The sequence below is a fragment of the Acidiphilium sp. JA12-A1 genome (assembly GCF_000724705.2).
Classification (GTDB): domain Bacteria; phylum Pseudomonadota; class Alphaproteobacteria; order Acetobacterales; family Acetobacteraceae; genus Acidiphilium; species Acidiphilium multivorum.
On record NZ_JFHO01000016.1, the window covers coordinates 37,915 to 64,069 of the forward strand.

Here is a 26,155-nt window from a genome sequence, read left to right on the forward strand (position 1 = left end):
GAATTCTCCGTTCCAAGCCCGGCACTGCTGCCGCACCAGGGAGTTTGCCGCTCTTTCCTATAGTTCAAAAGGTCCGATTCGCAGACCTTTCATTATAAATCTTCCATGATCTCGCTCACATGCGCGTGAAAACGCCGCAATCTTCGTGCAATGTCGGAAAATGGCCGGCGATATGGCGCAACAGACGGGTTCCATCTTATATCTGCACGACCATGAACTCATTGCCAGTCCAGGGTCAGAAGAGCACGAACGCCGACGCGTCCGGAACCTTGCCACCGCTTGATCCGGTGCGCACCCGCGCGGTGCATAGGGCCGTCGGCGACGCGCGGCGGGGCGTGCCGGTCGTGCTGGCCGGGCAGCATCCGCTGATCGTCGTCCCGGCCGAGACAGTGGGTGCCGAAGGGCTCCACCTCATCGACCGCCTGGGAAGTTCCGGCGCCATGCTGTTGCTGGCCCCGTCGCGGGCGGCCGCCGTGTTGCAGGAACCGCTTGATGAGACTCTCCCGGCGATTGCGCTCGGCCTGACCCGCCCGCTGATCGATGTCGCCACACTCCGCCGCCTTGCGGATCCAACCCTTGAGCAGATCATGCCAGGCTTCCGCCGTGTTGCGCCGCCACCGCTGGCCGAGGCGGCGCTGGCGCTGGGCAAGCAGGCGCGGCTGTTGCCGGCGATGATCACGGCGCCGGTCCGTCCGGGCTGGGCGTCGCTGCCTCTTGGTGGCGGCCTGCTGGCGGTGCCTGCCGCCGACCTGCTGGCTTACAATCGGAATGTCGCGGCAACCCTTCACCGCGTGGCGGAAGTCGCGGTGCCGCTGGACGACGCGCCGGACGCCCGACTCGTGGCGTTTCGCGCACTCGATCAGGGTATCGAGCACATGGCGATCCTGGTCGGCGACCCGTCGGCGCAGGCCGCGCCGCTGGTGAGGATCCATTCCGAATGTTTCACCGGCGATCTGCTGGGCTCGCTGCGCTGCGACTGCGGCCCCCAGCTCAAGGGGGCCATTCGTCGCATGGCGCAGGAAGGCGGCGGTGTCGTCCTCTATCTCGCGCAAGAGGGGCGCGGAATCGGGCTGATCAACAAGTTGCGCGCTTACACGTTGCAGGATCGCGGTCTCGATACCGTCGATGCCAACCGGGCGCTTGGCTGGGGGGCGGACGAACGCAACTTCCACATCGCTGCCGCGATGCTGGCGGCATTGGGGCTCGACCACATCCGCCTGCTGACGAACAATCCCGAAAAGACGGCCGGCCTCGCCGCGTGTGGCGTGGATGTCGTCGAGCGGGTGCCGCATGTGATCGCGCCGAACGGCGTCAACGACCTGTATCTTGCGACCAAGGCCCGCCGGTTCGGCCACCTGCTGGACTAGATGCGCCAGTGACGTCGACAGGCAACGCGCGGACGGCGCAATTACGCGAGGGGGGGCCGATTACGCTGGCGGCCGCCGGGCTGACATTCCGTGTCGCCATCGGCAAAGGGGGCGTCTCTGACAGGAAGCGCGAAGGAGACGGCACGACGCCAGCCGGCCTCCTCGTGCTGCGGCGCGTGCTGTACCGCGCCGATCGGATCTCACCGCCGGCGTGCGCGGTGCCGCGCGAGCCCCTGTCTCCCGACGATGGCTGGTGCGACGACCCCCAGCATCCTGACTACAACCGGATGGTCCGCCTGCCGCATGAGGGCCGGCAAGAACGTCTCTGGCGCGCCGACGCCGTCTACGATCTGGTCGGCGTGCTCGGCTGGAACGACAACCCGGTGGTCCGCGGTTCTGGGTCGGCGATCTTCCTGCATGTGGCGCGCCCGGATTATGCGCCGACCGATGGTTGCATCGCTCTCGCCCTGCCCGACCTTCTGGCGTTGCTGAAGGCCGGGCTTGAGGCGATCATGGTTCAGTGACCGAGAGGGATGTTTACCCCGAAGGAGACGCTGGGCGGGCCGACGTAGACCGGCGGCGGCGGGGCATAGTAGACGGGCGGCGGCGGATAATACGCCGGCGGAGGCGCATAGCCGTAGACATAGCCGCGGTGCCAGCCTCCATCGTCATCGTCATGGCGCCATCCGTGATGCCAGCCATGGTGCTCCCAGTGATCGTGTCCCCAGGGTGGGTCGGCGAAGGCGGTTGCCCCCGTTGCCACTAGGCCAATTCCGGCGGCGAGCAGGACCGAGACAACCCGGCCGATTCGGCCTGTCGCTTTTCTGCTGCGTTCCGACATCTTCAAATCTCCTGCATTCGTCGTTGGTCCGTTACAGACGACCCCATGATGGCATCGAAAGGGCGGCTTTCGGTGCGAATTGTGGCTTACAAAAGTTTCACCCGGCGTCCGCATGCCAAAAGCACTTGCGAAACCCCCCATGGGCCGGGCATGCAGGGGCGTGACACATCCGAAGACGTTTTCCGAAGCATGGAGCCAGCCGTGAAACGGCGCTTGAGAGCGTTGGTGCTGCCCGTTCTCTTCCTCGTGGTGACGGCGTATTTCGTTTTCAATGCCATCAATGGTTCGCGCGGGATCATCGCCCAGCGCCACGACCAAGCCGTTCTTGTGAAGGACCGGCAGTCATTGACCGATGTGACGGCCCGGCGCGACCGCTGGCAGGCCCGGGTCGATGCCCTGCATCATCACGCTATCGCGCCGGACATGCTCAACGAACAGGCGCGAGCCGTGCTCAATCTTGCTGATCCCGACGATCTCGCCGTGCCGCTCCATCCGGCCCCGGCCCCGGCGTCGTCCGCGCCTACGGCACCAACGCCTGCGGCGCCGGGCCGTCCCCACTCCTGAAGCCGCGTCTGGAGCAAGGCGGGTTTCCCGAGATTCCGGCGAATCCTGGCACGAAATAGGGCTTTCGTCGTGCTGATCAGGGCCTTAACCAATTTTTGGTTAACATGAATATTGCATTGCACCATCATTGTTTTTTTGTTTTCCCGCTTGCGTCGTGCCCCCGTTCCGACGCATTGGAAAGAGATCAACCGACGGAGGGGGATCATCGTGGCCAGCCGTACAAGATCGACGGGCGGGAAAGCCCAGCCAGCCTCACGCAAGCGCAGCAGCCAGAAACAGCAATCCATGGACAGGGACGAGCTTCTGGCCGCCTACGAAAAGATGCTGCTGATCCGCCGTTTCGAGGAAAAGGCCGGCCAGCTCTACGGCATGGGGCTGATCGGCGGGTTCTGCCATCTCTATATCGGGCAGGAAGCGGTGGTGACCGGCATGCAGCTGGCGATCGAGCCGGGCGACCAGGTCATCACCTCCTATCGCGATCACGGCCACATGATCGCCTGCGACATGGACCCGAAAGGCGTCATGGCCGAGCTGACCGGCCGGGCCGGCGGCTATTCCAAGGGCAAGGGCGGCTCGATGCACATGTTCTCGAAGGAGAAGGGCTTCTTCGGCGGGCACGGCATCGTCGGCGCGCAGGTCTCGCTCGGCACCGGCCTTGCGTTCGCCAATCACTATCGCGGCAATGACCGCGTCTGCCTGACTTATTTCGGCGAGGGCGCCTCGAACCAGGGCCAGGTGTTCGAGAGCTTCAACCTCGCGGCGCTGATGAAGCTGCCGGTGATCTTCATCATCGAGAACAACCGCTATGGCATGGGCACCAGCGTCGAGCGCGCGTCGGCCTCGCGCGATCTCAGCCTGAACGGCGCGCCCTGGAGCATTCCGGGCCTGCAGGTGGACGGGATGGACGTTCAGGCCGTCAAGGAAGCGGGCGAGCAGGCGGTCGCGCATTGCCGGGCGGGGAACGGGCCGTTCCTGCTGGAGATGAAGACCTATCGCTATCGCGGCCACTCGATGTCCGACCCCGCGAAATACCGCACCCGCGAGGAGGTGCAGAAGATGCGGACCGAGCACGATTGCATCGATCTCGCCCGCAAGGCGCTGGAGGCGATGGGGGTGAGCGACGAGATGTTCAAGGCGATCGACGACGACATCAAGAAGCGGGTGCAGGACGCGGCCGATTTCGCGCAGCAGAGCCCCGAACCCGATGAATCCGAACTCTGGACCGATGTGCTGGTGGAGGGCTGAGCATGACCACGGACGTTCTGATGCCCGCGCTCTCGCCGACGATGACCGAGGGCAAGCTGGCCAAATGGCTCAAGAAGGTCGGCGACCGGGTCAAGGCCGGCGATGTTCTCGCCGAGATCGAGACCGACAAGGCGACGATGGAGGTCGAGGCGGTCGACGAGGGCGAGCTGCTGCGAATCCTGGTCGATGAGGGGACTGAAAACGTCGCGGTGAACACGCCGATCGCGGTGCTCGGCGCGCATGGCGAAAAGGCGGAGTCCCCTTCCGCCGCCGCGCCGGCGCCGCAGGCTGCGCCCGCGCCCGCGCACCAGCCCGCTGCCGCGCCGAAGGCGCCGCCTGCCGAGGTGGCGCCGGCCGCCGAGAAGGATTGGGGCCCGACGCAGGAAATCACCGTCCGCGAGGCGCTGCGCGATGCGATGGCCGCCGAGATGCGGCGCGATGCCGACGTGTTCCTGATGGGCGAGGAGGTTGCCCAGTATCAGGGCGCGTACAAGATCAGCCAGGGCCTGCTCGACGAGTTCGGCGCGAAGCGGGTGATCGACACGCCGATCACCGAGCACGGTTTCACCGGCATGGCGGTGGGGGCGGCGATGTCCGGCCTCAAGCCGATCGTCGAGTTCATGACGTTCAACTTCGCCATGCAGGCGATCGACCAGATCATCAATTCGGCGGCGAAGACGCTCTACATGTCCGGCGGGCAGATGGGCTGCCCCATCGTCTTCCGCGGGCCGAACGGCGCTGCCGCCCGCGTCGCGGCCCAGCACAGCCAGTGCTACGCCTCGTGGTATGCGCATTGCCCGGGCCTCAAGGTGGTCGCCCCGTGGTCGGCGGCGGATGCGAAGGGCTTGCTGCGCGCGGCGATCCGCGATCCGAACCCGGTCATCTTCCTCGAGAACGAGATTCTCTACGGCCACAAGCACCAATGCCCGACCGACGATGACTTCATCCTGCCGATCGGCAAGGCCAAGGTCGAGCGCGCGGGCGAGGATGTCACCATCGTTGCTTTCTCGCTGATGGTCGATGTCGCGCTGAAGGCCGCCGAGGCGCTGGACCAGCAGGGGATTTCGGCGGAGGTGATCAACCTGCGCACAATCCGCCCGCTCGACATCGAGACCATCGTGAATTCGGTGAAGAAGACCAACCGCGTCGTCTCGGTCGAGGAGGGCTGGCCCTTTGCCGGCATCGGTGCCGAGATCGCGATGCAGATCACCGAACATGCGTTCGACTGGCTGGACGCGCCGCCGACCCGCGTCGCCGGGCTCGACGTGCCGATGCCCTATGCCGCCAATCTGGAAAAGCTCGCGCTGCCCCAGCCGGACTGGGTCGTCGGCGCCGTCAAGAAACTGTTCTGAGGGAGGCGCGAACATGGCCACGAACATCCTGATGCCGGCACTCTCGCCCACCATGACGGAAGGCACGCTGGCGCGCTGGCTCAAGAAGGAAGGCGAGACGATCAAGGCCGGCGACGTCATCGCCGAGATCGAGACCGACAAGGCGACGATGGAGGTCGAGGCGGTCGACGAGGGCGTTCTCGGCAAGATCCTGGTCGCTGCCGGATCGGAGAATGTCGCGGTGAACGCGCCGATCGCCATTCTCGTCGAGCCCGGCGAAGCCGTGCCGGACAGCGCGCCCGCCACCCCGGTGGCGAAGGCAGCCAACGCCCCGGCGCCAAAGGCAGCCGCCGCGCCGGAACCGGTGGCGGCACCTGCCCCGGCTGCGGCAGCTCCGGCCGCGCCGGCGGCGGAGACGACCGGGCATGGCCCGCGGCGCGTCTTCGCTTCGCCGCTCGCCCGCCGCATGGCGCAGCAGGCGGGGATCGACCTCGCCACGCTCAAGGGCTCCGGCCCGAACGGGCGGATCGTCAAGGCGGATATCGACGCCGCCCGCGGCAGTGCCCCGGAAGCCGCGGCACCGGCGCCGAAAGCGCCAGCTGCCGCCCCGCCGGCACAAGCCGCCGCAGCGCCGGCCGCGCCGATCACCGCGCCGCACGACGCGATCCCGCATTCCTCGATGCGCAAGGTGATCGCGAAGCGCTTGCAGGCCGCGAAGCAGACCATTCCGCATTTCTATCTGTCGATGGATGTCGAGCTCGACGCCCTGCTCAAGCTGCGCGCCGAGCTGAACGCGCAATCCCCCAAGGAGGGGCCGGGCGCGTTCAAGCTCTCGGTCAACGACCTGATCATCAAGGCGGTCGCCGTCGCCCTGCGCCGCGTTCCGGCGGCCAACGCCTCGTTCACCGAGGAGGCGATGATCCGTTATCACGACGTGGACATCTCGGTGGCCGTCGCGATTCCGGACGGGCTGATCACGCCGATCATCCGCAAGGCGGACCAGAAAGGCCTGGCCGCGATCAGCAACGAGATGAAGGATCTCGCCGCGCGGGCAAAGGCCGGCAAGCTGAAGCCGGACGAATTCCAGGGCGGATCGTTCTCGATCTCCAATCTTGGCATGTATGGCATCAGCTCGTTCTCGGCGATCATCAACCCGCCGCAGGGCGGCATTCTCGCCATCGGCGCCGGCGAGAAGCGGCCGGTGGTGAAGGGTGAGCAGATCGCCATCGCCACGGTGATGACCGTCACCCTGTCCTGCGACCATCGCGTGGTGGATGGCGCGGTCGGCGCCGAATTCCTCGCGGCGTTCAAGTCCATCGTCGAACAGCCGCTGGGGCTGATGCTTTGAGCGACCATTCGGCCGGTGTCGCTTCAGGGGCGGCGGCAACGCTTCGCCCTGCGGCACCGGCCGACATCGCCGCGCTGCTCGATCTCGTTCACGCGCTCGCCCTTTATGAAAAGGCGCCCCACGAGGTGGAGATGACCGCGCCGATGCTGCACGAGGCGCTGTTCGGCCCGCAGCCTCTCGCCCGCGCCGTGCTGGCCGAGGCCGATGGTGCGGTCGCCGGTTTCGCCCTGTTCTTCACCAGCTTCTCGACCTGGACCGGCCGGGCCGGGCTCTATCTCGAAGACCTGTTCGTCCTGCCCGCGGCGCGGGGCCGGGGCATCGGCCGCGCCCTGCTGCGCCATCTCGCGCGCGAGGCGGTCCGGCTCGGCTGCGCCCGGCTCGAATGGTCGGTGCTGGACTGGAACCGCCCCGCCATCGATTTCTATCAATCCCTCGGCGCCGTCCCGCTCGATGAATGGACGCGCTACCGTCTGAAGGGCGAGGCCCTCGCCGCCCTTGCCGCATAGGAGCAGAACAATGACCGATCAGAGTTTCGACGTGGTGGTGGTGGGCGGCGGCCCCGGCGGCTACGTGACCGCGATCCGCGGCGCGCAGCTCAAGCTGAAGGTCGCCCTGGTCGAGCGCGAAAATCTCGGCGGCATCTGCCTCAACTGGGGCTGCATTCCGACCAAGGCGCTGCTTCGTTCCTCCGAGATCAACCATCTGCTCCACACCTTGCCCGAATACGGTTTCTCCGCCGAGAACGTGAAGTTCGATCTCGACAAGGTGGTGAAGCGCTCGCGCGGCGTGGCAAAGCAGCTTTCCTCGGGCGTCGCCCATCTTCTGAAGAAGAACAAGGTGACGGTGTTCGACGGCACCGGCCGGCTCGCCGGCAAGGGCACGCTCGCGGTCGAGAAGGACGGCAAGCCGGTCGCCACGCTGAAGGCGAAGCACATCATCCTCGCGACCGGCGCGCGCGCCCGCGTCCTGCCCGGCATTGAGCCGGATGGCCGGTTCATATGGTCGTATCGCGAGGCGATGGTGCCGGACATCATGCCGAAATCCCTCGTGGTGATCGGCTCCGGCGCGATCGGCATCGAGTTCGCGAGCTTCTACCGCAACATGGGCGCCGAGGTGACGGTGGTCGAGGCGCTGCCGCGCATCCTGCCGGTGGAGGACGAGGAAATCTCCGCCTTCATGCACAAGCAGTTCGAGAAGCAGGGCATGAAGCTGCTCGTCGGGGCGAGCGTGAAGGGCGTCGAGAAGGGCAGGGACAGCGTGACCGTCACGATCGAGGCCGGCGGAAAGGCGCAGAAGATCACCGCCGAGCGGGTGATCTCCGCGGTCGGCATCGTCGGCAATGTCGAAAATCTCGGCCTTGAGCAGGCCGGCGTGAAGGTCGAGCGCACGCATGTGGTGGTCGATGGTTTCGGGCGCACCGGCGTCGAGGGCGTCTACGCGATCGGCGATCTGACCGGCCCGCCCTGGCTCGCCCACAAGGCCAGCCACGAGGGCGTGGTCTGCATCGAGCATATCGCGGGGCTGAAGCCGCATCCGTTCGAGACCTGGAACATCCCCGGCTGCACCTATTGCCGCCCGCAGGTCGCCTCGGTCGGCATGACCGAAGCAAAGGCGAAGGAAGCCGGCCGCAAGGTGAAAATCGGCCGCTTCCCCTTCATTGGCAACGGCAAGGCGATCGCCATGGGCGAACCCGAAGGCATGATCAAGACCGTCTTCGACGTCGAGACCGGCGAGCTCCTCGGCGCGCACATGGCTGGCGCCGAGGTGACCGAGATGATCCAGGGCTACGTGGTCGCCCGGCAGCTCGAAACCACCGAGGCCGAACTGATGCACACCGTCTTCCCCCACCCCACGATCAGTGAAGCGATGCACGAATCGGTGCTTGACGCGTATGGACAGGTCATCCACTTCTGATCCGTCATGCGCGTCGAGATCGATCACCGGAATTCGGGGGGCGGCAAGCTCCGCCATCCGGAAAAGCAGCACAGGCCGGATAACCCGATCCAGCGGAAACCCGCCTGGATCCGGGTGAAGGCGCCGAACCATCCCGTCTATCACGAAACCCGCGCGCTGATGCGCGAGGCCAAGCTGGTGACGGTCTGCGAGGAGGCGGCCTGCCCGAATATCGGCGAGTGCTGGTCGCAGCGCCACGCGACCATGATGATCATGGGTGAAATCTGCACCCGCGCCTGCGCCTTCTGCAACGTCACCACCGGCCAGCCGGCGCCGCTCGCCGCCGACGAACCGGCCCGCGTGGCCGAAGCCGTGGCCCGGCTCGGCTTGCAGCATGTGGTGATCACCTCGGTCGACCGCGACGATCTCGATGATGGCGGGGCGGCGCATTTCGCGGCGGTGATCGGCGCGATCCGCGCCGCCGCACCCTCCACCACGATCGAGATCCTCACCCCGGACTTCCTGCGCAAGCCCGGTGCGCTGGAGGTGGTCGTCGCTGCCAGGCCGGACGTGTTCAACCACAATCTCGAAACCGTGCCGCGGCTCTACCCCTCGATCCGCCCCGGCGCACGCTATTACCAGTCGCTCCGCCTGCTCGACCGGGTGAAGCAGCTCGACCCAAGCATCTTCACCAAATCCGGCCTGATGGCCGGGCTCGGCGAGGACCGCGGCGAGGTCGGCCAGGTGATGGACGACCTGCGCATCGCCGATGTCGATTTCCTCACCATCGGCCAGTATCTCCAGCCGACCGTGAAACACGCCGCGGTCGACCGGTTCGTCACCCCCGACGAGTTCGCCGATCTTGCCGCCATGGCCCGCGCCAAGGGGTTCCTGATGGTGTCGGCGACGCCGCTGACCCGCTCCTCCTATCACGCGGATGCCGATTTCGCCGCCCTGCGCGAAGCCCGGGCCGCCCGGCACGCGGCCTGACATGCCGCGCTACACCGAGCGGAAACTGGTCCTCTACCAGCCCGGCCAGATGTTCGATCTCGTGGCCGATGTGGGGAAATATCCGCAATTCCTGCCCTGGTGCATCGGCGCGCGCGTCCGCTCGCAGCGCGGCGATGAAATGCTGGCGGACCTGACCATCGGGTTCGGTCCGTTCCGCGAGAGTTTCACCTCCCGCGTGATGCTGAACGCGCCCGAGCATATCCATGTCCGCTACGAGAACGGCCCCTTCCGCTACCTGCGCAACGAGTGGCGGTTCCTGCCGGACGAACGCGGCACCATGATCGATTTCTATGTCGATTTCGAATTTCGCAGCCTGATCCTGCAGAAGGCCATCGGTGCGGTGTTCGCCGAGGCGGTGCGCCGGATGGTCGCGGCATTTCTGAAGCGCGCGCGCGATGTTTACGGCACGCCGCAGTCCGGCGCCGATCTCGCGGCACCCGCCGAGGGCTAGGATGTACGCCCCGCTCCGGCCCGATCCTTCGTTGCCGCCGGTGCGCATCAATCTCTATTCTGATACCCAGACCAGACCGTCGCCGGCGATGCGCGAGGCGATGCTCGGCGCCGAAGTGGGCGATGAGCAACTCGGTCTTGATCCGTCCGTGAATGCGCTCTGCGAGCGTGTGGCCGCCATGCTGGGGAAGGAGGCGGCAATGTTCCTGCCCTCCGGGGCGATGTGCAATTCGGTGGCCATCCTTACCCATTGCCGTCCCGGCGACGAGATCATCGCGCACGAGACCGCGCATATCATCGAGGCTGAGGGCGGAGCCCCCTGGGCGCTGGCGGGGGCGCGCGTACTCGGCCTGCGGGGCGCACGGGGCATGTTCTCGGCCGACGATCTTCGCGCCGCGCTGACGATGCCTTCCCGCTATGCCGCGCCGCAGGCGCTGCTGGAAATCGAGCAGACGGCCAATCTCGGCGGCGGCACGATCTGGCCCTTGGCTACTCTTCGTGATCTCGTCGGCATTGCCCGCGCGGCCGGAATGGCAACGCACATGGATGGCGCGCGCCTGATGAACGCCGTGGTCGCGAGCGGAATCTCCGCCGCCGCCTACGCGGCGCCGTTCGACACCGTGTGGATCGACTTCACAAAAGGGCTTGGCGCCCCCCTCGGTGCCGTTCTGGCCGGTTCAGCCGACCTGATCGATCGCGCCTGGCGGTGGAAGCAGCGCCTGGGCGGTGCGCTCCGGCAGGCCGGAATCTGCGCTGCGGCCTGCCTGTATGCGCTCGATCATAACGTGGACCGGCTGGCCGAGGACCACGCGAATGCCCGCGACCTTGCAGCAGGGCTCGCGGCGATCGGCGGTCTCAACGTCGAACCGCCGGAGACGAATCTGGTCTATGTGGATGTCGCGGCTTCAGGCCGCACTCCCGGGGACTGGGCGGCGGCGCTTCGCGCGCAAGGGATCATGGTTTCGGTGATGGGGGCGACCAGGCTACGGCTATGCACCCATCTCGACGTGACCGGCACCGATATCATCGAGACGATTGCCGCCTTCCACAACCTTGCCTGAGACGGGCGACTTCTTCCGCATCGCGTGATCACGGTGCGACCGGCGCGATACACCTCCGACCACCGCTGTGCAGGCCACCACGAAATATTCGCAGAAAGGGAGCCTCCTGGAAGAAGCTCCCTTGTCCGTTTACGGGTCAACTTCAGTTGAGCTGGCGCCGATTTTGCTGGAGCTTGGCAGCCTGCATCATTGATGTGCTGTCGGGTGTTTCCGGCAGGCGTGGCATGGTCTCGACCGGAAACTTTCCGGTCAGGCTGTTTAGGAACGCGACGATGTTCGTCGTCTGCAGCCCGGTCAGCGTCTTGCCCAACTGACATGCGGCCATCACCCGAACGGCGGTTCGCAGCGACCCCACGGACCCGTTCTGGAAATATGGCGCAAGGACGGCGACGTTGCGCAGGCTCGGAACCTTGAAGACGTGCTCGTCGCTTTGCTTGTGCGTGACGTCAAACCGTCCGGGATCGTCGGCGAGATGGTACTCCCGCACATAGGTGGCGCAGGTCGGGTTTGTCGGGATCATGGGGAATTTCCTGAACCAACCGGTTCCCATGGGCAGGCCCGGATTATCGAACATCGCGCCGGCGTGGCAGCTCGCACAGCCGAGATCGGAGACCTCGTGCATTCCCTGCTTCGCCGACTTGTCGAGCGCGTTCTTGTCGCCCTTCAGATACCGATCGTATGGGCTGTCGGGCGTCACCAGGGTCCGTTCGTATGTGGCGATCGCCTGAACGACGTGTTCGAAGGTGATCGGCGTCTTGCCGCCGAAAACACGGGCAAATTCCCGCCTGTAACCGGGAATCCCAGCCAGGCGCTTCACGATGGCTCCGGAACTCGGCATGCCCATCTCGATCGGATTGAGCAATGGCCCCTTCGCCTGATCTTCAAGGCTCTTTGCGCGTCCGTCCCAGAACTGGACCGTATTGAACGCGGAATTGAACACGGTCGGCGCGTGTCTTGGCCGGTCGACGCGGCCCAGAACACCGAAGGAGAGCGGCAGTCCATCGCTGCCATTTCCCGCGACGTTGTGGCAGGTGTCGCAGGACACGTCGCCCGACAATGACAGCCGCGGATCGAAATACAACTGCTTGCCAAGATGGATCTTCCGGGGGGTCATCGGGTTGTCGGCGGGAACCGGCACCTTCGATGGAAACTCGCCGCCGGGGGGAGCGGCCGAGGCCGCTTGCAGTCCCGCCATAATCGCGCCGGTGATCAGAGCGGTGTAAAGCGCGATCATTTTGCGCCTGATCGGCGCATGGACAAGATATTGTCGTCTCATCGGAGTCTCTTTTGCTTGTTCAGGGGATGTTTTTGTTCATATCGTCCTCAAATATTTTATAAATCATGAATGTATATTGTCGATTTTGTCGCTTTTTGTGAGGTTGGATTGGTCGTTCTTCGTTGATATTGATGAGTGCAGGCTGGATCTGATAGCGGCTTAGTCACGCAAGTGAAACCATGTTCTCGGCCAGGTTATCTGTCGCGCGTGGTGCTAGGAGGTTTTCGATTGCGGCGGTGATGAAGCCGAGGCTGGTGCCGTCGACCAGGAGGCCATTGGATACTTTACCGTCGACCGCACCGATGACGATCTGCGGTCCCGGAATCGGCAGGGCCTGCATCGCAAGCATCGTTTCGTTCACCTGGGCCTGTGCCCTGACCCCGCCCGTAAATGCAGGGGATGATGACACCACAATAAAGGGCTTGCCCTTCAGCACAGAATTGCCATGCGGTCGTGATGCCCAGTCAAGGGCGTTTTTCAATGCGCCCGGCATGCCGTGATTGTACTCCGGGGTCGAAACGACAAGAGCGTCGCTCTCCGCGATTTGCTTCCGGAAGTCATGAACGGCGCGGGGCGGTTTGTCGTCGTCCAGGTCCTGGTTGTAGAGCGGGAGGTCGACCCCGACGAGCGACAGGCTGACACGAGCGTCAAGGACACTCCTCACTCCAAGGAGGACGGCGCGCGAATGGGCGTTGTGCCGCAGGCTGCCGACAATGCCGAGCAGCCGCAGCGGTGGATGCAAGGCCATCTCCACCTCACGCTCCCGCCGGCCGGGCGGGCCCGGTTCCCGCGCCGCTCGTCTCTATCGCGGTCGCGATGGCCGCCATGTCATCGTTGTCGAGCCGCAGGCTGGCGGCGGCAATCCAGCCGTCTACCTGCGACGCATTGCGCGCGCCGACAATGGCGCCGGATACGCCCGGCCAGGCGAGCGTCCACGCAACGGCGGCGGCCGGGACCGAGACACCGTGCCGTTCTGCAACAGGACGCAGCGCGTCGACGAGACGGAGGTTGCGGGCCAGCTTGTCGCCAATGAATTCGTCATTGCGCGAGCGCCAGTCATCCGCCGGAAGCGATTTTGCGCGTTCGACCGAGAACCGCCCGGTCAGCAGCCCCGCCTGCATCGGGCTATAGACGATGACGCCGGTGCCGTGCGCGTGACACCAGGGCAACTCGCGCTCCGCGGCATCGCGCCGGATTGCCGAGAAGGGGGGCTGCAACGTGTCGACATGGCCAAGCCGCTCAGCCACCGCAAGTTGCTCGGCACTGTGATTTGACAGGCCAACGGCCCTGACTTTCCCTTCAGCCTTGAGGTCCAGCATCGTCTGCCAGTAATCTGCCAGCCGTGTGCCGTCTTTCGCTGGCCAGTGCACCTGATAAAGGTCAATTCGTTCGATGCCGAGGCGCCGCAGCGATGCATCGACTTCGCGCCGGATGCTTTGCGGCGAGCCGACCTGCCGCGGCATGGCGTGGCGATCGGTCTCGTCCCATACCAGGCCGCATTTGGTGAACACATAGGGGCGTTCGGCTTGTGGCATCTCCGCCAGCGCACGCGAGACGACCTCTTCGGAATGGCCGAGCCCGTAGATTGCTGCGGTATCGATCCAGTTCACGCCTCGCGAAACGGCATGCCGGATTGCCGCGATCGAATCGCGGTCATCCTGAGCTCCCCATCCTACGGCCCAGTCAGCCCCGCCGATGGCCCATGCGCCGAAGCCGACGCGGGTAATCTCCATATCGGTCAGGCCGAGCCTGATCCTTGGCAGCGTCGTATATGCATCCATCTCCAAATCTCCATCCTGGCGCCCGGGAGATGGAGAGCGTTGAATATCGTTCAAATAAAACTTATTGATCCGAATCTTCTCTCGGATAGATGGAGAGATGGCGCATGGAGCTCAGACAGCTGCATCATTTTGTCGCGCTAGCCGAGGAGCGGCAGTTCACGCGCGCCGCACGTCGCGTGAACATCGTGCAATCGGCGCTCTCGACGTCGATCCGGGCACTCGAGAGGGAACTCGATGCACCCCTTTTCGTGCGCAGCACCCGGGACGTGCGGCTGACCGGTGCGGGCGAGATCTTCCTTGAAAAAGCGCGATTGGCGATCGAGGCGGTGCGGGATGCGCGTAGCGCCGTTGCCGAAGTGCAGGGCCTGAAGCGGGGAACGCTGAAAATCGGCACAGTGCAGAGCCTGCCCGCATTTCTCGACCTGCCATTGCTTCTGGCGCGGTTTCACCAGCGGCATCCCGGCATCGAAATCCGGCTCATTCAGGGCAGTTCGTCAGCCCTTGCGGACCGGACACGGGCCGGCGGCATCGATGCCGCGTTCTTCCCGGTGGGTACGCATTTGTCCGATCTCGTCACAACGATGATCGCGTGTGACGAGGTTGTGCTCGCCTGTCCCCGCGGTCATCCGCTGGAGGGATTGACCGGCGTCGCCCTCGAGGCGATAAAGGATTTTCCGTTTGTCGACTTCGAAACGGGCTGGGGTACCCGCAGGCTGGTCGACGGCCGCTTTGGTGACGCCGGCATCGGCCGCCATACCGCGTTCGAAGTCAGCGATCTCGACACGATGCTGAAACTGGTCAGTCTCGGCCTAGGCATTGCCCTCCTGCCGGAGACGGTCGTTGTGGCGCGTGATCCGGACATCGGGATGGCGCGTCTCTCATCACCCGAACTCTGCTGGGAACTGGTCGTCGCCCACCTGCCCGTCGCCGGCCCGGGAACCCCGGTGGCCGCATTTCTTTCCCTGCTTCACGAAAGCCTTGTCATCACCGACACGGCGCAGTTGCCCGAAGCCTGATGAAAGATGGACCTCCGGTTCGGTCAGGCGATGTCGCCCGCCGGAAACGCGGCACCACGCCCGCCATCCGCCACGAATTGCGCAGGCACGCTGCCATCGAGCCGGTCATCGGCCACATGAAGACCGATGGCCATCTCGGACGGAATTTCCTGCTCGGCGTCACGGGGATGCCATCAACGCCATCCTCTCAGGCGTCGGCCACAACCTCTGTCGCCTCCATAGAAAGTCGTTCACCAGGCCGCCGCCTCGGCCGGCCAAATATCGCATAGTTCACAGCCAACAATCCTGCGCCGGATCCCGCGCCATGAAGTCCGGCGCGGAGGCAGGATGCCGTCAGATCGTACGGGTGCCGCGGGCGATGGCGGCGACGCCGGTGCGCGACACCTCGGCGAGGCCGAGCGGGCGCATCAGCTCGAGAAACGCATCGAGCTTGTCGGTGGCGCCGGTGAGTTCGAAGATGAAGCTTTCGGTTGTCGCATCGATCACCCTTGCGCGGAATGCATCGGCAAGACGCAGCGCTTCGAGCCGCTTCTCGCCAGTGCCGATCACCTTGATGAGTGCGAGTTCGCGGGCGATGTGCGGCCCTTCGGCGGACAAGTCGGATACGCGGTAGACAGGCACCAGCCGGTCGAGTTGCGCCTTGATCTGCTGGATCACCAGTTCGGTGCCGGAGGTGACGATGGTGATGCGGCTCTTGCGCCGGTCGTCCTCGACGGGGGCGACCGTGAGACTGTCGATATTGTAGCCGCGGCCGGAAAACAGGCCGATGACGCGCGCGAGAACGCCTGATTCGTTTTCCACCAGCACGGAAATCGTGGCGGCGCGCATGGTTTCCTGGACGATGGCGTTCATGTCGGCTCTTTCAGGTTCGGGATCTCGGGTCTCGGCGATGATGGCGGGGCTCAGACGAGCACGAGCCCCTCATCGGTGATGCCGGCGGCGCTGGACTCGTGTTCCGGCCCGAGCAGCATCTCGTTGTGCGCAGCGCCCGAAGGAATCATCGGGAAGCAGTTCTCCGCACGGTCGACATGGATGTCCGCGATCACCGGCCGGTCGGTCGCCAGCATCTCGTCGATCACCCGGTCCAGATCGTCGATGCTCTCGGCGCGCAGGCCTACGGCGTGAAAGCTCTCGGCGAGGCGCACGAAATCGGGCAGGGCCGCCGAATAACTCTCGGAATAGCGGCCACCATGCAGCAGCTCCTGCCACTGGCGCACCATGCCCATGTATTCGTTGTTGAGGATGAACACCTTCACCGGCAGGCGGTATTGCGCGAGCGTGCCCATCTCCTGGATGTTCATCAGGATGCTGGCTTCGCCGGCGATGTCGATCACCAGCGCGTCGGGATGGGCGATCTGCACGCCCATCGCCGCCGGCAGGCCGTAGCCCATCGTGCCGAGGCCGCCCGAGGTCATCCAGCGGTTCGGCTTGTCGAAGCGGAAATGCTGGGCCGCCCACATCTGGTGCTGGCCCACCTCGGTCGTGACATAGGTTTCGCGGCCCTGGGTCTTTTCCCACAGCCGGCGGATGGCATGCTGCGGCTTGATGATCGCGCCTTTCTCGAAGCTCTGGGTGAAGCGCAGCGAGTCCTTCTCGCGCCACGTTTCGATCATGCGCCACCATTCGGCCAGCGCTGCCGTGTCCTGCCGGGAATTGTCCTGCTTCCAGGCGGCGATGAGGGCGCGCAGCGCCTCGGTCGCGTCGGCGGCGATGGCGATGTCGACGACCACGTTCTTGTTGATGTTCGACGGATCGATATCGATATGGATTTTCTTCGAGTGCGGCGCGAAGGCGTTGAGCCGCCCGGTCACGCGGTCGTCGAACCGGGCGCCGATGTTCAGCATCACGTCGCAGCCATGCATGGCGAGGTTGGCTTCGTAGGTGCCATGCATGCCGAGCATGCCGAGAAAGGCCGGGTTCGAGGCCGGGAAGGCGCCGAGCCCCATCAGCGTCGAGGTAACCGGCGCGCCGGTGAGCTTCGCGAGGTGAACGATCAGTTCGGCCGATTCCGGACCGGAATTGATCAGCCCGCCGCCGGTATAGATGATCGGCCGCTTTGCCCCCTTGAGCGCGCTCACCGCTTCGGCGATCCGGGTGAGATCGGGGGCGGTGCGCGGGCGATAGGAGCGGTGCGGGCCTTCCGGCGCCTCGGTATATGGCGCTGGGTTGATCAGGATGTCTTTCGGCAGGTCGATCAGCACGGGGCCTGGCCGCCCCGTCCGCGCAACGTGGAATGCCTCATGCACGATGCGGGCGAGATCGTCCGAGCGCTTGACGAGATAGTTGTGTTTGGTGGCCTGCCTGGTGATACCCGTCGTGTCGGCTTCCTGGAACGCGTCGTTACCGATCAGATGGGTCGGCACCTGGCCGGTCAGGCAGACAACGGGAATGCTGTCCATCAGTGCGTCCACCAGCCCGGTGACGGCGTTGGTCGCCCCCGGCCCGGAGGTGACGAGCACCACACCGACCTTGCCGGTCGAGCGGGCATAGCCTTCCGCTGCGTGAACCGCCGCCTGTTCATGGCGGACAAGGATGTGGCGGATCGCGTTCTGCTGGAAGATCGCATCATAGATCGGCAGCACGGCGCCGCCCGGATAGCCGAAAATGACCTCGACCCCCTGCGCCTTCAGTGCGCGGAGAAGGGTTTCGGCCCCGGAAGCGACTGTGGTGTTCACGGCGTTCATATCCCCATCCTGTCAGATCGCGACGCAGGCCTACCCCGGTCTGCTGCGGTGCGTCAACTCGATAAATTAATAAATGAAATGATCGAACGGACTGTGCTTTCGGAAAATTGCGCAGAATCAGTGAATCTTGATCTGATCGTATGCGTGTTGCGCTGATCTGCCAGTTTCTGATGGCGGAACCAGGTCGCTTGGCGTTTCGTATAGGCTGCGGTGGCGGCGATGGCGCGGGACGTCGCCTCGTCGAGGCTGATCGCGCCGGCGAGATGCGCCAGCAATTCCGGCACACCGTGGGCGCGCAGGCCGGGCAGCGCGGGATCGGGGGCGCGGGCGGCGACGGCGGCCACTTCCGCCAGCGCGCCGGCGGCGAGCATCGCTTCGAAGCGCGCCGCGATCGCCTCGCGCAGCGCGGGGCGCGGCGGGTCGAGCAGCAGCAGCATGACGCGATATCCGGCGAGCCCGGCGCGCGGCGCGGCGTGCCAGGCGGCGAGGCCGCGCCCGGTGCCGAGCAGCACCTCGGCGGCGCGGGCGAGGCGCTGGGGATCGCTCGGCCGCAGCTTCGTTGCGGTTGCCGGGTCGCGCGCCGCAAGCCAGGCGTGCAGCGCGGCCGGTCCATCCGCCGCGAGCATCCGCCGCGCTTCCGCCCGTGCGTCCGGCCCCGGATCGGGGATCGGCGCGATGCCGTTGACCAGCGACGAGAGATACAGGCCAGTGCCGCCGCACAGGATCGGCAGCTCGGCCGCTGCCAGCTCGGCCAGCGCTCGGCCGCGCCACCAGGCGGCATCGACCGCCTCTTCCAGCCGGCGCACGCCGTAGAGGCGGTGCGGCGCCGCCGCCTCGTCCGCGGGCGTGGGGCGGGCTGTGATGATCCGCCAGTCGGCATAGCATTGCATCGCGTCGGCATTGATGATCGTGCCGCCGAAGCGTTGCGCGGCGGCGAGGGCGAGGGCCGACTTGCCGGAGGCGGTGGGCCCGGCGACGATCAGCAGCGGCCTTGCCGGGGGGGCGGAACATGCTCTAGGCGACTGGGTCATGAAATTCGTTCTGGTGCTGGTCGCGGCGCGCGACAAGGTGACGTTGACCGACACGATGGTGGCCCGCGTGCGCGAGCTGGCCGCCGGCGGCCCGCCAGTGTGGCTTTCGCCAGGCGAGGCCGCCGAAATTCCCTGCATGAATCCGCCAGACTTCGCCCTGGTGCGCGCGGCGATCGACAATGCGCCGGTGGACGTGATGTGCGTCAGGGATCGTGGGCGGCGCAAGGCCGTGCTGGTCGCGGACATGGACAGCACGATCGTGACCTCGGAAACGCTCGACGAGCTGGCCGCCGAGGCGGGGGTGGGCGAGCGCGTCGCCGCGATCACCGCGCGCTCGATGGCAGGGGAGCTGGATTTCGCCGATGCGCTGCGCGAGCGCGTCGCCCTGCTGGAGGGGCTCGATGTCGCGGCGCTCGAGCGCACCTGGCGGCGCACCGCGATCATGCCGGGGGCGCGAGAGCTGGTGGCCACCATGCGCGCGCATGGCGCGGTGACGGCGCTGGTCTCGGGCGGGTTCACCTGGTTTACCAGCCGGGTGGCGGCGGAGGTCGGGTTCGACACGCATCGCGCCAACGAGTTGCTCGATGACGGAACCCGGCTGATCGGCCGCGTCGCCGAGCCGGTGCTGGACCGCGACGCCAAGCGCACGGCGCTGCACGAGCTGGCGGCGACGCGCGGGGTGAAGCTGTCGGCGACGCTGGCGGTGGGCGACGGGGCGAACGATCTCGCGATGATCGCCGATGCCGGGCTGGGAGTGGCGTATCACGCGAAGCCGATCCTCGCCGAGGCGGCGCCGGTGCGCATCGAGCATGGCGACCTGCGCGCGCTGCTCTTCGCCCAGGGCTATCCGGCCGCGTCGTTCAGGGAGTGAGGCCGAGACGCGGGCGCTCGATCAGCGGGCAGCGGTTCATGACCACGACGAGCCCGGCGGCGCGGGCGAGGGCGGCGGCGCCCTCGTTCACCACGCCGAGTTGCATCCAGATCGTCTTCGCCCCCAGCCGGATCGCGTCGCGCACCGCCGGCAGCACCCGTTCTGAGGCGCGGAACAGCTCGACCATGTCGAGCGGCGTCGCATCGTCGAGCGAGGCGGCGACCTCTCGCCCGTGCAGCCTGGTGCCGGCAAGGCCGGGATTGACCGGGGTGACGTCGTAGCCGAGGCGGAGCAGCGCGCCGAGCACCTCGTTCGAGGGGCGGGCCGGGTTGGCCGAGGCGCCGACCAGCGCGATCCGCCGCGTGGTGGTCAGTATGCGCGCGATCGTCTTGTCGTCGAGCCCGTCGATGCTCATGAGCCGCCTCTGGCCTGCCGGTGGAGCCTCCTGTAAGCGCATGGGCCATGCGCACCGCAAGACCCTATCTGATCTTTCTGCTCGGCCTGCTGAGCGTTGCCGCATGGTATCTGCCGAACCGGCCGCGTGCCGGTGGCGTCGTCATGCCGGATGCGCGGTTCAACTCGGTGTCCTACGCGCCGTTCCGCAACGGCCAGTCGCCGCTGACGAAAACCTTCTCCTCGGCCGCCGAGGTGGAGCAGGACCTGCGCCTGATCGCGCGGCACGCGCGCGGCATCCGCACCTATTCCTCGATCGAGGGCGATTTCGACATCGGCGCGCTGGCGAAGCGGGCGGGGCTGAAGGTCTGGGCCGGGATCTGGCTCGGGCCGAACCCGAAGGACAATGCGCGGGAGATGGCGGCCGGGATCGCCGCGGCGAACGCGCATCCGCACACGATCACCCGCGTCGTCGTCGGCAACGAGGTGCTGCTCAGGCGCGACCTTTCGGTGGGCGAACTGATCCGTGACATCGATCATGTGCGCGCCCGGGTGAAGCAGCCGGTCGCCTATGCCGATGTCGCGAGCTTCTGGTTCGAATTCCCGCAGGTGGCGAAGCATGTCGACGTCGTGATGATCCATCTGCTGCCCTACTGGCAGAACCACCCGGTGGGGGTGAACGCCGCGATCGCGCGGATTGGCCGGACCATCCGCAAGGCCGAGCGCGTCTTTCCGGGCAAGACGATCTCGGTGGGGGAGACCGGCTGGCCGAGCCGGGGGCGCTGGCGGGCGGATGCCGCGCCCTCGCGGGTCAACGAGGCGATCTTTCTGCGCCGCTTCGTCAGCCTCGCCGATCGCGAGCATGTCGACTACAACCTGATCGAGGCGTTCGACCAGCACTGGAAATACCACGACGAGGGGATCGCCGGCGCCAACTGGGGCATCTGGTCCGCAGGACGCCGGCCGAAATTCCCCCTTGAAGGTCCGGTGGTGGAGATGCCGCATTGGCCGCTTTATGCCGGTGCCGCGATCGCGCTGTCGGTGATCCTCGCGCTTATCGGCGGGATGGCGGGTGTCTCCGGCGTGGCGCTCGCTTTCGGCCTTGGCAATGCGCTCGTCTACGCCTGGGCGATCACCCATCACGTGCTGTACGACAAGTCCCTGATGATCTGCGCCGCGATCAATCTGCCGGCACAGGGTCTGCTCGCCCTTGCCGCTCTGCGCGTTGCCTCACGCGGCAAGGGGCGGCGGCCGCTGGATGGAGCAGCAACGGTGTTGCTCCTGCGCGCGAGCCTGTTCGGCAAGGCTAGCCCCCGCGACTGGGGCAAAGGCCTCTTCGACCATCTCTGGTTCCTGTTCGTGGTGACCGCGGTCATCGTCCAGGCGGGGCTCGTGTTCGATCCGCGTTATCGTGACGCGCCGTTCCCTGTCTTTGCCGTGCCGATCGCAATCGCCGTCTGGCGACTGGCGGTGGCCGACCGGCCGGCCATGCGCAGTTGGCGCGACTGGCTGCCCAGCGTCCTGCTGGTCGCCGGCGCCGTGGCAAGCGCCGTGATTTCCGGCCCGCTCAACCTCGAATTCATGCTGTGGAATGCGCTGGTGCTGGTGCTGGCGGCGCCTGCCGTTCTGGCGCTTGTCAAAAGGCAACGGGCCGGCTGATCAGGCCCGTTCCGTCAGCGCATCGCCAGGCTTTCGTTGCTCGGTGGAATGATGAAGCAGGACTGATGAGCGCGTCTCATCGCACTGCAGACCAGATTCGCATCGTTATGGTCGAGGCCGGCAATCTGAGCGCGCCAGATCCGGTGCCGGTGCACCACGGCGCTGCCAACCCTAGCGATGCCGACCTTGCGCTCGCCGCGTATGGTCAGGGCCTGCCTCTTGGCGAGGATGTAGCTGTCATAGGCGCCAACCTGGGCGGTCCACCCCGGGATCATGTCGCGCGTGACATGGCCGACCGAACGCGCAACGATCATGTGAACAGGAGCGGTTCTGCTTCGGCTCGCCACGAGCACGGGCGCCGCGGCCGGCTGGCGCACCGGGGGCGGAGGCATTGCGGCGCGAGGCTGTGGTGACGTGGCAGTTGCGATGACGGTCGTCGGCGCACCGCTTTCGGCTGCGAAGCCGGCATCAAGCAGCTGGGTCATGCGATTGTAAGCAACGATCCAGGACGGGGCGTGCATCTCCACGCCGATCAGCATGTGACCGTTGCGCACCGCGGCGGTGACGAGGTTGAACCGCGCGAGGTCCGTATAGCCCGTCTTCATGCCGATGGCGCCGTTGTAGCGCTTGAGCATGCCATCGATATTGGGGATCGTGCGGCCTTCGAAGCGGAAGCTCGGCACGGAGAAAAGATAGCGATATTGCGGATAGTCCAGCAGCAGGTGACGGGCGAGAATCGCCATGTCGTAGGCGTCGGTCACCTGGTTCGGATTGGGTAGGCCGGATGGGTTGCGGAACTCGCTCCGCTCCATGCCGAGAGCGTGGGCGCGCGCTGTCATTTCGGCGGCAACGCGCCGGATGCTGCCGCCGCCGAGGTACTGTCCGAGCGCCGTTGCCGCGTCATTGGCGGAGAGGGTCGTCATGCCCAGCATTGCCTGCATGACCGTTACGGTCTGCCCCGCCACAAGATTGAGCTTCACAGGCTGCACTGACGCTGCCGCTTGACTCACCGGAAGCGGGGTATTGGCGTTCAGGCGGCCGTGGCTGAGTGCGTGGAAAGCGAGATCCAGCGTCATCAACTTGGTCAGGCTGGCCGGGAAGCGCTCGTTATATGCGTTGTGCTCGGAGAGGATGCGGCCGGTTGCCGCGTCCATCACGATCCAGTCAATCCCGGGCGCAAGCGGCCCCGAGGCGGCCGGAGAGGCAATGCCCCCAAGGCGTTCATGTATGCGCACGACATGTCGATACCGTTGATGCAGATTAGCCTGCGCAGCCTGAGGTGCGGCCAGCGCCGCGCCCATCAAGCCGCCTGCCGCGAGTACCGAGCCGCGCCGCAGGATGTTCACAATCCAGCCTTGCAATTCGGCCAAACGCATACGGTCCCCCAAACATGAACGAAGCCTCATAAGACGGATAGGATGAAATGTCGGCGCTGTCCAGTTCAAAAATAGAAATTAACAAAAAAGCCAAAGGGTTAATGGGATATCCTCCTGCGCTCCGTGTTTGTGGGAGCGGTCGGCGCCGTGAGGCTTAACCGCAGTGTCATTGTGCGTTGCACAAAAAGCATTGACTTACCCTCGCGGCAGGCTTAAATCGGCCATGTTGCACTGCACTATAAAACGTGAGTGCAAGGAATTTGGCGGTCGTTTTTCTCCCTTGCGACGAAAGCAACGACGGCCAAGGCTGGTGCGCGGGCGCATCGGCATCGTTGCAACGGACACACGAGGAGTAACTAGGATGAGCACAAAGATCAAAGCGACCGAGACGGTGCAGCAGGCGGCCGAAGCCACTGTTGAGGCCACCAAGGCCCAGGTTGCCGCCGGGTTCGAAAAGACCCTGACGTCGATGAAGGAAGGCATGGAAAACGCCGCGAAGGGTTTCGAGGCCCAGCAGGCGAAGGTCAAGGAGCAGATGGCGAAGGCGATGAAGACCACAGAAGAGATGATGGCGTTCAGCCAGGGCAATTTCGAGGCGATGGTAAAGGCCGGCCAGATCTTCACTGCGGGTCTGCAGGGCATTTCAAAGCAGATTGCCAGCACCACCCAGGCCTCTGTCGAGGAGACCGTGGCAATGACGAAGGCGCTCGGCGGCGTGAAGTCGGTGAAGGAAGCCGTCGATCTCCAGACCGGTTATGCCCGTGCGATGATGGAAAAGGCGGTCGCCGAGACCGGCCGGATCACCGATGCGTCGCTCAAGCTCACCGAGCAGACCATCGCGCCGCTCACTGCGCGTGTCACTCTCGCCGTCGAGAAGTTCGGCGCGGCGCTCTGAAGCGGAAGGGCGGTTTCACCGCCTGACGGATGAATGATAAGCGGACGGGCCGGATTCCGGTCCGTCCGTCGCCATTTGCAGATTTGCACGCGGGTCGGGTGCAAGTCGACGGTTCTGCATGACAGCGACCGCAATCGCATTTATGGGGCCATCGGCATGGACGATTTTGACGACCAGGACGGCATGGATCCGGTTTTCGCCACGCATGCGCGCGCTCGTGCGAAGAGACCGCCGCTTTACCGCGTGATGATGTTCAACGATGACTACACGCCGATGGAATTCGTGGTCGCAACGCTGGTCGGGCTGTTTGGCAAGACGACCGATGAGGCGGGACGGATCGCGTTGCGGATCCATCGCCGCGGTGTCGGCGTTTGCGGCATTTTCACCTACGAGATCGCGGAAACCAAGATGATCCAGGTTCTGGAACTCGCCCGCGAGAACCAACACCCGCTGCAATGCATGATCGAGCCGGCCTGACAGGGACGCCGCCTGTCGCTGTACGATTGGTGACCGCGCGGCTTCGTCTCGCGCCGCTCGCCATCGCCGATGCTGCGGAACTCGCGGCCGTTACCGACCATCCGATCATTACCGGACGCATCGATTTTCTCTCCTCGCGCTTCGGCCCCGCGCAAGCGCGGGCGTTGATCGAATCCGACCCGGGATTTCATGGCATCCGCCTTGCCGCCGACGGGCAGCTGATCGGCCTGCTCGGCGCGCACCGCGGGCCGACGGGTGGCGGCGGTTCCGCGATCGAGGTCGGCTACTGGATTGGTCCTGCGTTCCAGCGCTGTGGCTATGCGCGCGAGGCTTTGACGGCGATGCTGCGGGCATTGCACGGAGAGATCGTCTTCGCCGAATGCCATCCGGCCAACATCCCGTCCTGGTCGTTGTTGCGTGCAGTGGGCTTCGAGCCCACCGGCCGCGCCGGAAAGCGCGAGGGCAGGGAGAGACTCTCCTACGTGCCGCCGGCATGAATACATGCTGGCCCTCGGCCGCAAAAGCCGGTATAAGAGAATCACGGCGCTTTTCGGTTCTGGTTGCTGCGTGCGTTACGGCGTTACCGCCTTCGACACCTCCCCAAGTTGAAGAGTTTGCTGGCCCTCATTTCGTGGGCTGCCGTTTGTTTGGAGAGTCGCGATGTCGACAGGTACTGTTAAGTGGTTCAACGCAACCAAGGGCTATGGCTTCATCCAGCCGGATGACGGGTCGAAGGACGTGTTCGTGCATATTTCTGCCGTCGAGCGTGCCGGCCTGGGCCGCATCGACGAGGGCCAGCGCCTTGAATTCGAGGTCCGCAAGGGCCGCGAGGGCAAGATGTCCGCCGAGAACCTGAAGGCGGCTTGAACCCAGCCTGTCTCGGAAAAGGCGCCGTGAAAGCGGCGCCTTTTTTCATGTCTGCTGCTCAGCGCAGCGTCACGGTTCCGTAAGCCAGCGTCTTGAACGTATGGTCTTTCGGGTGACCGAGAACCTCGATCTTCCCCTCGCCGTACAGCGTGATGTTGGCGCTTTCGCGCGCGAACACCCTCATGTTGCCCTGCCCCCGCACCAAGACCGTCACGTTGGCCGCCCGCAGCTGGCTGGCATCGATCGACGCGACTCCGCGTGAAATCATCCGGAATTTGCCCACTTCGCCCGAGAGGGTGGCCGCAGTGGCGCCGTCATTGATGAAGTCGAACGTTTGGCCGGACAGGTTCCGCACGTCCGCCCGCACGAGTCCTTTCGTCGTAAGCGCGGCGAGCGAGGGGGCGGTGATGATGACATCCACGGTCTCGTTCTGCGGCAAGTCGAGCGCGCTGGGGCGATCGATGTCCAGCACGCCCCGTTTCACAGACACGCTCAGATTTTCCACGAGATAGGGATCGCCGCTGAGCTTCACAGAGCGTGTTTCGCCTCGGGTGAAGTTGAGACGAAAACGGCCGTGCAGGACGATCGCATCGAACCGGCCGACATGCTCGCTCACCGTCCGCGTCGGCATGGCAGCGTTCCCGCTCGCCGCAATCAGCGGCGCTGCCACGATAACGCCAGTCAGGAATCCGCGCAGCTTCATCCGCCGATCCTCCCG

Annotated in this window: 28 protein-coding genes and 1 pseudogene; 19 read left to right on the forward strand and 10 right to left on the reverse strand. The window is 65.5% G+C overall.

The features are described 5' to 3' along the window. The first annotated feature begins 212 nt into the window (after positions 1–212). Both ribA and RT91_RS03615 read left to right on the forward strand, forming a co-directional pair. Complete coding sequence (ribA, locus tag RT91_RS03610; RefSeq protein WP_012040333.1) at positions 213–1,367, forward strand: GTP cyclohydrolase II; 1,155 nt, start codon at positions 213–215, stop codon at positions 1,365–1,367. 8 nt (positions 1,368–1,375) lie between these two features. Beyond that, positions 1,376–1,891 carry a L,D-transpeptidase gene (locus RT91_RS03615; RefSeq protein ID WP_035185751.1) on the forward strand — a complete coding sequence of 172 codons (516 nt, stop codon included), beginning with the start codon at positions 1,376–1,378 and terminating at the stop codon, positions 1,889–1,891. On the opposite strand, the gene RT91_RS03620 is transcribed toward RT91_RS03615, so the two are convergent. Then, on the reverse strand, positions 1,885–2,208 hold the full coding sequence (locus tag RT91_RS03620) for a hypothetical protein (protein WP_240314173.1): 324 nt from the start codon (positions 2,206–2,208) through the stop codon (positions 1,885–1,887). The genes RT91_RS03615 and RT91_RS03620 overlap by 7 nt on opposite strands. 225 nt (positions 2,209–2,433) lie before the next feature. Between RT91_RS03620 and RT91_RS03625 the strand changes: the two genes are divergently transcribed. The 9 genes from RT91_RS03625 to RT91_RS03665 all read left to right on the forward strand — a co-directional run bounded on the left by RT91_RS03625 (position 2,434) and on the right by RT91_RS03665 (position 11,111). Beyond that, positions 2,434–2,772: a septum formation initiator family protein gene (locus RT91_RS03625; RefSeq protein ID WP_240314174.1), complete on the forward strand. Its 339-nt coding sequence runs from the start codon at positions 2,434–2,436 to the stop codon at positions 2,770–2,772. Between the two features lie 285 nt (positions 2,773–3,057). Further along, positions 3,058–4,017, forward strand: a complete 960-nt coding sequence (gene pdhA, locus RT91_RS03630; protein ID WP_007422058.1) for a pyruvate dehydrogenase (acetyl-transferring) E1 component subunit alpha — start codon at positions 3,058–3,060, stop codon at positions 4,015–4,017. Positions 4,018–4,019: 2 nt separating this feature from the next. Next, positions 4,020–5,369 carry a pyruvate dehydrogenase complex E1 component subunit beta gene (locus RT91_RS03635; RefSeq protein ID WP_012040338.1) on the forward strand — a complete coding sequence of 450 codons (1,350 nt, stop codon included), beginning with the start codon at positions 4,020–4,022 and terminating at the stop codon, positions 5,367–5,369. A 13-nt stretch (positions 5,370–5,382) separates the two neighbouring features. After that, the gene (locus RT91_RS03640) at positions 5,383–6,696 is read left to right on the forward strand and encodes a pyruvate dehydrogenase complex dihydrolipoamide acetyltransferase (protein WP_035185753.1); all 1,314 of its coding nucleotides are present in this window, start codon (positions 5,383–5,385) and stop codon (positions 6,694–6,696) included. Further along, positions 6,693–7,202: a GNAT family N-acetyltransferase gene (locus tag RT91_RS03645; protein ID WP_007421401.1), complete on the forward strand. Its 510-nt coding sequence runs from the start codon at positions 6,693–6,695 to the stop codon at positions 7,200–7,202. The genes RT91_RS03640 and RT91_RS03645 overlap by 4 nt, the downstream gene beginning before the upstream one ends. A gap of 10 nt (positions 7,203–7,212) precedes the next feature. Then, the gene (lpdA, locus tag RT91_RS03650) at positions 7,213–8,610 is read left to right on the forward strand and encodes a dihydrolipoyl dehydrogenase (RefSeq protein WP_007421400.1); all 1,398 of its coding nucleotides are present in this window, start codon (positions 7,213–7,215) and stop codon (positions 8,608–8,610) included. A gap of 6 nt (positions 8,611–8,616) precedes the next feature. After that, entirely contained in the window at positions 8,617–9,579 is a 963-nt protein-coding gene (gene lipA, locus RT91_RS03655; RefSeq protein WP_007421399.1) for a lipoyl synthase, read from the forward strand. 1 nt (position 9,580) lies between these two features. Continuing rightward, on the forward strand, positions 9,581–10,051 hold the full coding sequence (locus tag RT91_RS03660) for a type II toxin-antitoxin system RatA family toxin (protein WP_007421398.1): 471 nt from the start codon (positions 9,581–9,583) through the stop codon (positions 10,049–10,051). A 1-nt stretch (position 10,052) separates the two neighbouring features. Beyond that, entirely contained in the window at positions 10,053–11,111 is a 1,059-nt protein-coding gene (locus tag RT91_RS03665; protein ID WP_007421397.1) for a low specificity L-threonine aldolase, read from the forward strand. 142 nt (positions 11,112–11,253) lie between these two features. Here the strand turns inward: RT91_RS03665 and RT91_RS03670 are convergent, their stop codons facing one another. From RT91_RS03670 to RT91_RS03680, 3 genes are all read right to left on the reverse strand, one after another. Further along, positions 11,254–12,345 carry a cytochrome-c peroxidase gene (locus tag RT91_RS03670; RefSeq protein WP_035185754.1) on the reverse strand — a complete coding sequence of 364 codons (1,092 nt, stop codon included), beginning with the start codon at positions 12,343–12,345 and terminating at the stop codon, positions 11,254–11,256. 205 nt (positions 12,346–12,550) lie between these two features. Then, complete coding sequence (locus RT91_RS03675) at positions 12,551–13,135, reverse strand: NADPH-dependent FMN reductase (protein ID WP_035185762.1); 585 nt, start codon at positions 13,133–13,135, stop codon at positions 12,551–12,553. A gap of 7 nt (positions 13,136–13,142) precedes the next feature. Further along, on the reverse strand, positions 13,143–14,168 hold the full coding sequence (locus RT91_RS03680) for an aldo/keto reductase (protein WP_035185755.1): 1,026 nt from the start codon (positions 14,166–14,168) through the stop codon (positions 13,143–13,145). A 104-nt stretch (positions 14,169–14,272) separates the two neighbouring features. Here RT91_RS03680 and RT91_RS03685 point away from each other — a divergent pair, with 104 nt between their 5' ends. Together RT91_RS03685 and RT91_RS22460 are read left to right on the forward strand one after the other, a co-directional pair. Continuing rightward, positions 14,273–15,184 (forward strand): LysR substrate-binding domain-containing protein, encoded by a 912-nt coding sequence (locus RT91_RS03685; RefSeq protein ID WP_035185756.1) that lies wholly within the window; start codon positions 14,273–14,275, stop codon positions 15,182–15,184. Positions 15,185–15,219: 35 nt separating this feature from the next. Then, a pseudogene (locus RT91_RS22460) lies at positions 15,220–15,392 on the forward strand (IS5/IS1182 family transposase); the annotation flags it as partial. Between the two features lie 125 nt (positions 15,393–15,517). Here the strand turns inward: RT91_RS22460 and ilvN are convergent. Genes ilvN through miaA form a run of 3 tightly spaced genes read right to left on the reverse strand, consistent with a single transcriptional unit; the run spans position 15,518 to position 18,899 of the window. After that, positions 15,518–16,036, reverse strand: a complete 519-nt coding sequence (gene ilvN, locus RT91_RS03690; RefSeq protein ID WP_007423953.1) for an acetolactate synthase small subunit — start codon at positions 16,034–16,036, stop codon at positions 15,518–15,520. Between the two features lie 50 nt (positions 16,037–16,086). Beyond that, the gene (locus RT91_RS03695) at positions 16,087–17,868 is read right to left on the reverse strand and encodes an acetolactate synthase 3 large subunit (RefSeq protein ID WP_007423954.1); all 1,782 of its coding nucleotides are present in this window, start codon (positions 17,866–17,868) and stop codon (positions 16,087–16,089) included. Between the two features lie 53 nt (positions 17,869–17,921). After that, positions 17,922–18,899, reverse strand: a complete 978-nt coding sequence (miaA, locus tag RT91_RS03700) for a tRNA (adenosine(37)-N6)-dimethylallyltransferase MiaA (RefSeq protein ID WP_035185757.1) — start codon at positions 18,897–18,899, stop codon at positions 17,922–17,924. Between miaA and serB the strand changes: the two genes are divergently transcribed. Next, positions 18,898–19,770, forward strand: a complete 873-nt coding sequence (gene serB / locus RT91_RS03705; RefSeq protein WP_007422067.1) for a phosphoserine phosphatase SerB — start codon at positions 18,898–18,900, stop codon at positions 19,768–19,770. The two genes, miaA and serB, sit on opposite strands and share 2 nt — an antisense overlap. Here the strand turns inward: serB and RT91_RS03710 are convergent. Then, complete coding sequence (locus tag RT91_RS03710) at positions 19,760–20,185, reverse strand: CoA-binding protein (RefSeq protein WP_007422068.1); 426 nt, start codon at positions 20,183–20,185, stop codon at positions 19,760–19,762. The genes serB and RT91_RS03710 overlap by 11 nt on opposite strands. 47 nt (positions 20,186–20,232) lie before the next feature. Here RT91_RS03710 and RT91_RS03715 point away from each other — a divergent pair, with 47 nt between their 5' ends. Continuing rightward, on the forward strand, positions 20,233–21,822 hold the full coding sequence (locus RT91_RS03715) for a hypothetical protein (RefSeq protein ID WP_007422069.1): 1,590 nt from the start codon (positions 20,233–20,235) through the stop codon (positions 21,820–21,822). 14 nt (positions 21,823–21,836) lie between these two features. On the opposite strand, the gene RT91_RS03720 is transcribed toward RT91_RS03715, so the two are convergent. After that, a complete protein-coding gene (locus tag RT91_RS03720; protein WP_007422070.1) occupies positions 21,837–23,198 on the reverse strand; it encodes a D-alanyl-D-alanine carboxypeptidase family protein in 1,362 nt (453 codons plus the stop codon). Positions 23,199–23,559: 361 nt separating this feature from the next. On the opposite strand from RT91_RS03720, the gene RT91_RS03725 reads away from it, so the two are divergent. The 4 genes from RT91_RS03725 to RT91_RS03740 all read left to right on the forward strand — a co-directional run bounded on the left by RT91_RS03725 (position 23,560) and on the right by RT91_RS03740 (position 25,437). After that, the gene (locus tag RT91_RS03725) at positions 23,560–24,093 is read left to right on the forward strand and encodes a phasin family protein (RefSeq protein ID WP_007422071.1); all 534 of its coding nucleotides are present in this window, start codon (positions 23,560–23,562) and stop codon (positions 24,091–24,093) included. A gap of 156 nt (positions 24,094–24,249) precedes the next feature. Further along, positions 24,250–24,570 (forward strand): ATP-dependent Clp protease adapter ClpS, encoded by a 321-nt coding sequence (gene clpS / locus RT91_RS03730; RefSeq protein WP_007422072.1) that lies wholly within the window; start codon positions 24,250–24,252, stop codon positions 24,568–24,570. Between the two features lie 29 nt (positions 24,571–24,599). Continuing rightward, positions 24,600–25,067 carry a GNAT family N-acetyltransferase gene (locus RT91_RS03735; protein ID WP_007422073.1) on the forward strand — a complete coding sequence of 156 codons (468 nt, stop codon included), beginning with the start codon at positions 24,600–24,602 and terminating at the stop codon, positions 25,065–25,067. Between the two features lie 163 nt (positions 25,068–25,230). Beyond that, positions 25,231–25,437, forward strand: a complete 207-nt coding sequence (locus RT91_RS03740) for a cold-shock protein (protein WP_007422074.1) — start codon at positions 25,231–25,233, stop codon at positions 25,435–25,437. Between the two features lie 58 nt (positions 25,438–25,495). On the opposite strand, the gene RT91_RS03745 is transcribed toward RT91_RS03740, so the two are convergent. Continuing rightward, complete coding sequence (locus RT91_RS03745; protein WP_007422075.1) at positions 25,496–26,140, reverse strand: head GIN domain-containing protein; 645 nt, start codon at positions 26,138–26,140, stop codon at positions 25,496–25,498. Between the last annotated feature and the right edge of the window lie 15 nt (positions 26,141–26,155).